The organism is Rudaea sp. (assembly GCF_036383415.1).
GTDB lineage: Bacteria > Pseudomonadota > Gammaproteobacteria > Xanthomonadales > Rhodanobacteraceae > Rudaea.
Window position 1 is genome coordinate 1 of sequence record NZ_DASVOK010000483.1, and the last position, 7,993, is coordinate 7,993.

Below are 7,993 nucleotides of genomic sequence, written 5' to 3' on the forward strand. Positions count from 1 at the left end.
CGGCGCGGCGAGCGACCGCCAGGCGCAGCAGCGCTTTGCGCGCGAGGCGCGCCTGCTCGCGCGCCTGCAGCATCCGCACATCGCCGGCCTGCTCGATGTCGGCGAGAGCGCGCAGGGCCAGCGTTATCTCGTCCTCGAATACGTCGATGGCGAGCGCATCGATCAATGGTGCGACCGCCAGCACGCCGACATCGAGGCACGCCTGAACCTGTTCCTGCAGGTCTGCGATGCGGTCGCCTACGCGCATGCCAACCTGATCGTGCACCGCGACCTGAAGCCGTCGAACATCCTTGTTGGCGCCGACGGCGCAGCCAAGCTGCTCGACTTCGGCATCGCCAAGCTGCTCGAGGAAGAAGCCGATGCCGACGACGCCGGGGAACTGACGCGCGCGGGCGGCGCCGTGTTCACCCCCGAATACGCCGCGCCCGAGCAGTTCAGCGGGGAACCGGCGACGGCGGCGACCGACGTTTACGCGCTCGGCGTCGTGCTCTACCTGCTGCTCAGCGGTCGTCGGCCCTATGGCGAGGGCAACAGCACGCCATTGCAGTGGGCGCAGACGATCTCCGCGAGCGAGCCGCGTCGCCTGTCACAGGCCGCGACGGACAAGGGCGAAGACACCGAGCGCAACGCACAGGCGCGCGGCGCGACGCCGGCACAATTGCGCCGCAGCCTGCGTGGCGATCTCGAAACGATCATCGCGCGCGCGCTGAAGAAGGCCCCGGCCGAGCGCTACACCACGGTGCAGGCATTCGCCGACGACGTGCGTCGTTATCTGCGCCATCAACCGATCCGTGCACGTGCCGACAGCGCGTGGTATCGCACGCGCAAGTTCGTGCGCCGACACCGTGTCGGCGTCGGTATGAGCATGCTCGCGCTGCTCGGCGTCGGCGTCGGCGTGGCCAGCGTGTTGCGTGCCGAACGCGCTGCCGTGCGCGAGGCGGCGCGTGCGCAGGCGGTGCAGCAGTTCCTGATCGGCCTGTTCCAGGAAGCCGACCCGGCGCATGCGCAGGGCGAAAAGCGCACGGTCGGCGACCTGCTCGATCGCGGCGAAAAAAACCTGCGCGCGACGCTCGACGACGAGCCGCAGACCAAGCTCGCCTTGCTCGGCGCGCTCGGCAGCATCCGCGACCAGCTCGGCGACGGACGTCGCGCCACCGCGCTCGCGCAGACGGCATACGATATTGCTGCGCGCGAATTCGGTGGCGACAGCCTGGAGGCGGGCGACGCGCTCGCGGATCTTGCCAACGCGCAGAAGAGTGCGAGCGATCTCGTTCCCGCGGAAAAAAACTATCTGGCGGCGCGCGAGATCCTGCGCCGCTACGCCGGCCGTCGTGCGAAGGCATTGGCGATGATCGATACGGATCTCGGCTTCGTCTACATGCAGACCGATCGCGACGAGGTCGCGCTCGCCCAGTACACGGCGGTGCTGCCGCAGGTCGAAAAACTCTACGGCGCGCAGAGCTGGGAGATGGCCAACGAGAAATCGCTGTTCGCCGGCCTGTACTCGAAGATGGGCCGGCACGCGGATGCCGCAGCGCTGTATGCCGCGCTCGAACCACTGCTCGATGCGGTGCCATCCGAACATGCGCTCGAAGCCGCCGAGATCCGCGGCAACCAGGGTTACACGCTGATGAAGCTCGGCCGCACCGCCGAGTGCGAGGCCGTGCTGCGCAAGGCTGTGGCCGAGTACGACCGTCTTGCCGGGCCGGACAACAACTATGCCGTCGCCGCGCTGCGCACCTTGGGCTATGCACAGGTCGAGGCGGGCGAGTATGCCAAGGCGTCGGCGACGTTCGACGAACTCGTCGCGCGCACGCGCCGCGCGTTCGGTGCCGACACCGGCGAATACGCGCTCAACGAATCCTTCCGCATCGGCCCGATGCTGATGACCGGACGCGTCGCCGAAGCCGAGGCGGCGATGCGCGCCGCACTCGACATCGCGCACAGCAAGTCCGGGTTGACGCCGTCGGAGCAGCGCGGCGTCGAACGTCGTTATGCACTGACCCTGATCTGGAACGGCAAGGCGCAGCAGGCGCGGGACATCCTTGCCGGGCTGCTCGCCTACGAGCGCGAGAACAAGGAACCCGCGTTCAAGCTCGCCTCGACGCTGATGTACCTCGCCGGCGCGCAAAATGCACTTGGCCAGTTTGCCGACGCGCGCGCGAGCGCACACGAGGCAGCGGAGACCTACACGCGGCTGGGCCGGCGCAGCGATGCCGGCATCGTGCAACTCACCGAAGCGCTGGCCGTTTCCGCGCAGGGTTTCGGTGGCGAAGCGCTCGCCCTGGTCGATGACGCGGAGACAGACCTGATGACGCGTTTTGCCGCCGACAGTCCGAAACTGCTGCTGGCGAAACTCGCGCGCGCGCAGATCGGGCGCGCGGCAGGGCAGGTGGTGGAAGCCGCGGAGCTGGAAGAATCGACGCGGGCGGCCCTGAAGCAGCGCGTCGGCGCGGAACTGCCGCCGACGCTGGTCATGCTGTTCTAGCGCAGTTTCAGTTCGCCGGTACCGGCACCACGCGTAGCGGCGAGGCGAGGGGTTCGACGCGCAGGCTGTCGTGGCCGAGGACGCTGACTCGCTGGCGCGGAGCCTGCTCCAACTCACCGTCCTGGCCCTTGCGCACGGCGTACTGCCAGAGCGTCAGTTCGCCCTGGGCCTTGAGCGCCTGTCCGATGTGGGTGACGTCGTTGCCGCCGAGCTTCTTGATCTCCTCGGCCGAGAGTGCCACGACGATCTCGTCCTTGACGGTAACGATCTTGAACAGCGCGGTCTTGTCCTGGGCAAAGCCGGTGCTGGCGGCAGTCATGGCGATTCCTGCGATCAGAAAGCGGACGAAGCCGCGGTTGGGTTTGTGGTTGTGCATGGAAAGGGTCCTCTGGTCTTTTTCCATCGACGGATCACCAGGCAGGACGGCAAACGGAGGAAAAAGGGGTCATCACCTGCGAACGAGTACGATTCCGCTTCCCGTACAATCCGTGCATGGCGAAATCGAAGACTGCGTACGTCTGCAACCAGTGCGGTGCCGAATACTCGAAGTGGCAGGGCCAGTGCGAGTCCTGCGGCGCGTGGAACACCTTGTCCGAATTCGTCGTCGAGCCGGCAGCGAAAAACGGCGCGGTCAAGCGCACGGGTTACGCTGGCGCGGTCGAGGCGAAGATCGTCGCGCTCACGGAAGTCGCGGCGGAAGCCGAAACGCGCGTGCGCGTCGGCATCGGAGAGCTCGATCGCGTGCTTGGCGGTGGCCTCGTCGAGGGCTCGGTCGTGCTCGTCGGTGGCGATCCAGGCATAGGCAAGTCGACCCTGCTACTGCAAACCCTTGGTGCACTCGGTGCGCGGCTGCGCACGCTGTATGTGTCCGGCGAAGAATCCATCGCGCAGATCGCCGCACGCGCGCAACGCCTCGGCCTGCCGCTCGAACCGCTGCGCTGCCTCGCCGAGACCTGCATCGAACGCATCATCGAACAGGCGCAAAGGGACGTGCCACGCGCGCTCGTAATAGATTCGATCCAGACGATCTGGACCGAGACGCTGACCGCGGCGCCCGGCTCGGTGTCGCAGGTGCGCGAATCGGCTGCGCGCCTCGTGCGCTACGCGAAGGAGACCGGCACGAGCATTTTTCTCGTCGGCCACGTGACCAAGGAGGGCGGCATTGCCGGCCCGCGTGTGCTCGAGCACATGGTCGACGCGGTGCTCTACTTCGAGGGCGAATCGGGCTCGCGCTTCCGCGTGCTGCGTGCGTTCAAGAACCGTTTCGGCGCAGTCAACGAACTCGGCGTGTTCGCGATGGGCGACAAGGGCTTGCGCGAGGTGCCGAATCCGTCGGCGATCTTCCTCTCCGCGCACAGCGCGCCGACGCCGGGCAGCGCGGTCATGGTCACGCGCGAGGGCACGCGACCGTTGCTGGTCGAGGTACAGGCTCTGGTCGACCAGTCCTCGCTCGGCAATCCGCGCCGCGTCGCGCTCGGGCTCGAACAGAACCGGCTCGCGATGCTGCTCGCCGTGCTGCATCGACATGGCGGCATTGGCGTGTACGACCAGGACGTGTTCGTCAACGTCGTCGGCGGCATTCGCGTGCAGGAAACCGCGGCTGACCTGCCGACGCTGCTCGCGGTGCTATCGAGTTTCCGCGATCGGCCGCTGCCGGAAAAACTAGTCGCGTTCGGCGAGGTCGGCCTGTCGGGCGAGATCCGTCCTGTGCCGAACGGCGAGGAACGCCTGCGCGAGGCGGCGACGCACGGCTTCCTCAAGGCGATCGTGCCGAAGGCGAACGCGCCGAAGAAGAACAAGATCGGCGAGATGGAAATCGTTGCGGTCGAACGCCTCAGCGAGGCGCTCGACGCGGTTCACTGAGATCGGCGCCCGCCTTTTCGCCGCTTACTCGGCGAAATGCATCCGCGCGTGCTGGCGGCTTGTGGTTGCGTTGACGGTGACTAGGCGGTTGGCATGCGGTCGAATGCCAATAGCGTGGGATCGATGGTGTCCCATGTCAGCCCGCGAACGGCGTAGGTGAGCGCTTGCGGCGAGAAGCGCTCCGGTTCGTCAAGGCTGGCCGCAGGGACCGCGATCAGCTCCGGCGCTGCGGTAAAGCGCAGATAGACCGGTGTTCCGCAGACCGGGCAGAAGGCGTGGCTCTTCACGTTGCCATTATCCGCCGCGACCTCCCAGTGCGTCGCCTCGCCGCTGATCGTCATCTCGGCCTGCGCGGGAAAGGTCAGCCACGAGCCGTGTCCACCGCCGCTGCGCCGCTGGCAGTCGCGGCATTGGCAGTGGTTCTGGAAGAGCGGCGCATGTGGGGTGGCGTAGCGGATCGCGCCGCAGGCGCAGCCGCCGGTGTAGGCTTGGCTCATGATGTCGGTTCCGGATTCAGGCCGCCTTCGGCTTGGCGAAGACGTCGATGCCCTGTCCCGTTTCGAGCAGGGACTTCAGGCTGGAGAGAACGATGGGCCAGCCCTTCTGGATGCCTGTCGCCATGCCGCTGCCGGTCTCGAGTTCGTCGTGGGTGACGGTCAGCCGCACCATGTCGGCGTATGCCTCCACGTCGAAGCTCACGCGGCTGTAGCTGGCCGGATCGGATGCCTGCGACGGGCTCGCCCAGCTGATGACCAGGCGCGTCGGCGGCGAGACCTCGATCACCTTGCCGACGATGTTGAGCGTGCGCTCCTCATTGGCGCGCACGTGCCGCCAGTCCGATCCGGGCTTCCAGTCGGAGAGGTTCTCGTGGCCCCAATAACGCCGTGCGATCTCCGGTTTCGTGATTGCTTCGAACACCTTTTCCGGCGTCGAGCGGATGTAGGTCACATAGACGAAGCTGGTCTGTTCTTTGCCCATGTCATTCTCCTTCGAGTTCTTTCTTCAGGTCGTGCAGCAGGCTGAGCCGCTGACGTTCGAATTTGCGCACCCAGCGCTCATAGACTTCGTGCAACGGCACCGGGTTGATGAAATGCAGTTTTTCCCGACCACGCCAGACCGTGCTCAGCAGATTGGCCGCCTCGAGGATGCCGATGTGCTGGGTGGCCGATTGCCGCGCCATGTCGAGGTGATCGCAGAGCTCACCGAGCGTCTGTCCATTCCTCGCGCAGAGCAGGTCGAGCAGCTTTCTGCGTGTCGGATCACCCAGCGCCTTGAAAACTTTGTCAGCGTCCATCTGTCGTGTTCTTGAGTGAAACGATTATATGCAGGTAAAAACCTGCATGTCAAGCGATAGACCAGCCAGCGCGTTGCGCACAGGCAATTCGTGATGAATAAAAAAAGCAGCACCGCTTGCGCGATGCTGCCTTCACTCGACGCAGGGCGCGTCGCCAAGCCGTGGTCAAGGCACGCGCTTGAGCACGACCTCAAGCACGAAGCGGCTGCCGAAGAAGGCGAGCAGCAGCAAGGCCATGCCGATCAGGACGAGATTCACCGCGCGGCGTCCGCGCCAGCCGTAGCGCCAGCGGCCGAACAGCAGCGCACCGAACACGAGCCATGCGGCGATCGACAGCAGGGTCTTGTGCGCGAGGTGCTGGTCGAACAGATTGGTGACGAACAGGATGCCGGTGAGCAGGGTCAGCGTCAGGAGGGCGAAGCCGGCGCCGATCAGACGAAACATCAGTGCTTCGGTCAGGGTCAGCGGCGGCAGAGTGCGCACAAGGCCGTCGAAGCGGCGCGCATGCAGCGCGCGTTCCTGCAATGCGAGCAGGATCGCGAGCACGGCGGCGATGCTGAGCACGCTGTAGCCGAGCAGGGCGAAGACCGCGTGCAGCTTGATCTGCCATTCCAGCGTCATCGGCTGCGTCGCAGGTGCGAAGAACGCGTCGATGCCGAGCAGCAGCGAGGCGAGCGGGAACACGATGACGCCAAGCGTGGCCACGGGTCGGCTCAGATTGACGAGCACGCACAGTGCCGCAATGCAGGCGCCGACCAGCGACAGCGCGGCGAAGAAATGCAGGTCGACGCCGCCGCGATGCGCGCCGAACAACACGGCGAAATGGAGTACCACCGCGATCGCGCCGAGACCCATGCCGATCGCGCGCGGCTGCGCCTGGCGGTGCAGCAGCGGCAGGGCGAGGATCGCCGCACCGGTCAGGTACAGCGCGGTGGCGAGCAGGGTGGCGACGGTTGCGAACATGCGCCAAGTGTCGCATATCGACGCGATCGTGCCACGCGCGGCGAGGTCGCCTGTCCACCGAATCGAAGCGACTGCGTTGTGATGCTGCGGGAGGAGCCGCCATGAGAATGTCGTCGCTGCTGTTCGTATTTGCCGCCGGCCTTGTCGGGCCGACGTGCGTCTTTGCCGGACAGCACGTCGAGACGCCACGCGCGGACGGCGCCTCGACGCCACTCGCCGTGTACGAGCCATCTGCCGCGGGCAAGGGTTGCGCACCGCTCGCGCTGATCTCGCATGGCGCAGGTGGCAGCGAACGTGGCTTGCGCTATCTTGGCGAGGCGCTCGCGCGCGACGGCTGGCGCGCGATCGTGGTTGGCCATCGCGAAAGCGGCCTCGGCCCGCTCGCGACCGATATCCGCAGCGACGGTTTCAAGCAGGGCATCGCCGATCTGGTGACGAATGTCGACGCCTACCGCAAGCGCTTCATGGACATCGACGCCGCGCATGCATGGGCGAACAAGACTTGTCGCGCGCCGTATGTGGCGCTGCTTGGACATTCGATGGGCGCGATCACGGTCATGCTCGAAGCCGGCGCACAGAACAAACTCGGTCTCAAAGCGCGAGGCGGTTTCAATGCCTACGTCGCGCTGTCGCCGGAAGGTCCGGGGCAAGTATTTCCGACGGACGCCTGGCGACCGATCAGCGCGCCGATGCTGCTGATCACCGGCACGCGCGACCGTGGCCTCGACGGCGACTACACCTGGCGCACACAGGCCTACGATGGCCTCGGTCCGGGCTGCCGCTGGCTCGCCGTCGTCGATGGCGCGAGCCACATGGATTTCGGCGGCGCGCGCAGCACGAATGCACGCGTGGAAACGGCGACGACCACATTGATCGTGCGCTATCTCGACAGCCTGCGCCGCGGACATTGCGCGAGCTCGCCGCAGCTCGACGGGGTGGCCTTGCGCACGAAATAGGCGGTTGCGCCGGATTCAGGGCCAAAGGGGCGGCCGGGACGATCAGCCGCTATAATTCGCGGCTCGCTTCCCCCTGGCAAGACCCATGTTCGAATCCCTGAGCCAACGCCTTTCCACCACGATCGAACGCCTGCGCGGCCGTGCGCGGCTGACCGACGCGAACATCCGCGAGGCGCTGCGCGAAGTGCGCATCGCGCTGCTCGAAGCGGACGTTGCGCTGCCCGTGGTGCAGGCGCTGATCCAGCGCATCCAGGTGCGCGCGGTCGGCGTCGAGGTGCTGAAGTCGCTGTCGCCGGGGCAGACGCTGGTCAAGGTCGTGCGCGACGAGTTGACCGCGGTGATGGGTTCGGTCAACACCGACCTGAACCTCGCGGCGGCGCCGCCGGCGATCGTGCTGATGGCCGGCCTGCAGGGCGCGGGCAAGACGAC

General features: G+C 66.5%; 9 protein-coding genes. 4 read left to right on the forward strand and 5 right to left on the reverse strand.

Going from position 1 to position 7,993, the window contains the following annotated elements:
* Window positions 1-2,488, forward strand: a 2,488-nt coding sequence (locus VF497_RS17435) for a serine/threonine-protein kinase (RefSeq protein ID WP_330891129.1), incomplete at its 5' end; no start/stop codon positions are given.
* A 7-nt stretch (window positions 2,489-2,495) separates the two neighbouring features.
* Here VF497_RS17435 and VF497_RS17440 read toward each other — a convergent pair.
* A complete protein-coding gene (locus VF497_RS17440; protein ID WP_330891131.1) occupies window positions 2,496-2,807 on the reverse strand; it encodes a hypothetical protein in 312 nt (103 codons plus the stop codon).
* A gap of 173 nt (window positions 2,808-2,980) precedes the next feature.
* Here VF497_RS17440 and radA point away from each other — a divergent pair, with 173 nt between their 5' ends.
* Window positions 2,981-4,351: a DNA repair protein RadA gene (gene radA / locus VF497_RS17445; protein ID WP_330891133.1), complete on the forward strand. Its 1,371-nt coding sequence runs from the start codon at window positions 2,981-2,983 to the stop codon at window positions 4,349-4,351.
* Between the two features lie 80 nt (window positions 4,352-4,431).
* Here radA and VF497_RS17450 read toward each other — a convergent pair whose 3' ends face one another.
* From VF497_RS17450 to VF497_RS17465, 4 genes are all read right to left on the reverse strand, one after another.
* On the reverse strand, window positions 4,432-4,848 hold the full coding sequence (locus VF497_RS17450) for a GFA family protein (RefSeq protein WP_330891135.1): 417 nt from the start codon (window positions 4,846-4,848) through the stop codon (window positions 4,432-4,434).
* A gap of 16 nt (window positions 4,849-4,864) precedes the next feature.
* Window positions 4,865-5,329 (reverse strand): SRPBCC family protein, encoded by a 465-nt coding sequence (locus VF497_RS17455; protein ID WP_330891137.1) that lies wholly within the window; start codon window positions 5,327-5,329, stop codon window positions 4,865-4,867.
* A gap of 1 nt (window position 5,330) precedes the next feature.
* On the reverse strand, window positions 5,331-5,645 hold the full coding sequence (locus tag VF497_RS17460) for a helix-turn-helix domain-containing protein (protein WP_330891140.1): 315 nt from the start codon (window positions 5,643-5,645) through the stop codon (window positions 5,331-5,333).
* 165 nt (window positions 5,646-5,810) lie between these two features.
* The gene (locus VF497_RS17465; protein ID WP_330891142.1) at window positions 5,811-6,608 is read right to left on the reverse strand and encodes a cytochrome C assembly family protein; all 798 of its coding nucleotides are present in this window, start codon (window positions 6,606-6,608) and stop codon (window positions 5,811-5,813) included.
* Between the two features lie 101 nt (window positions 6,609-6,709).
* Here VF497_RS17465 and VF497_RS17470 point away from each other — a divergent pair, with 101 nt between their 5' ends.
* Window positions 6,710-7,564 carry an alpha/beta hydrolase gene (locus VF497_RS17470; RefSeq protein ID WP_330891144.1) on the forward strand — a complete coding sequence of 285 codons (855 nt, stop codon included), beginning with the start codon at window positions 6,710-6,712 and terminating at the stop codon, window positions 7,562-7,564.
* A gap of 85 nt (window positions 7,565-7,649) precedes the next feature.
* Window positions 7,650-7,993, forward strand: a 344-nt coding sequence (locus tag VF497_RS17475; protein WP_330891146.1) for a signal recognition particle receptor subunit alpha, incomplete at its 3' end; no start/stop codon positions are given.

Bases quoted from the DNA above. Each gene is read 5' to 3' on its own strand.
- VF497_RS17440 (WP_330891131.1), bottom strand. From the start codon at position 2,807: ATGACTGCCGCCAGCACCGGCTTTGCCCAGGACAAGACCGCGCTGTTC.
- radA (WP_330891133.1), top strand. From the start codon at position 2,981: ATGGCGAAATCGAAGACTGCGTACGTCTGCAACCAGTGCGGTGCCGAA.
- VF497_RS17450 (WP_330891135.1), bottom strand. From the start codon at position 4,848: ATGAGCCAAGCCTACACCGGCGGCTGCGCCTGCGGCGCGATCCGCTAC.
- VF497_RS17455 (WP_330891137.1), bottom strand. From the start codon at position 5,329: ATGGGCAAAGAACAGACCAGCTTCGTCTATGTGACCTACATCCGCTCG.
- VF497_RS17460 (WP_330891140.1), bottom strand. From the start codon at position 5,645: ATGGACGCTGACAAAGTTTTCAAGGCGCTGGGTGATCCGACACGCAGA.
- VF497_RS17465 (WP_330891142.1), bottom strand. From the start codon at position 6,608: ATGTTCGCAACCGTCGCCACCCTGCTCGCCACCGCGCTGTACCTGACC.
- VF497_RS17470 (WP_330891144.1), top strand. From the start codon at position 6,710: ATGAGAATGTCGTCGCTGCTGTTCGTATTTGCCGCCGGCCTTGTCGGG.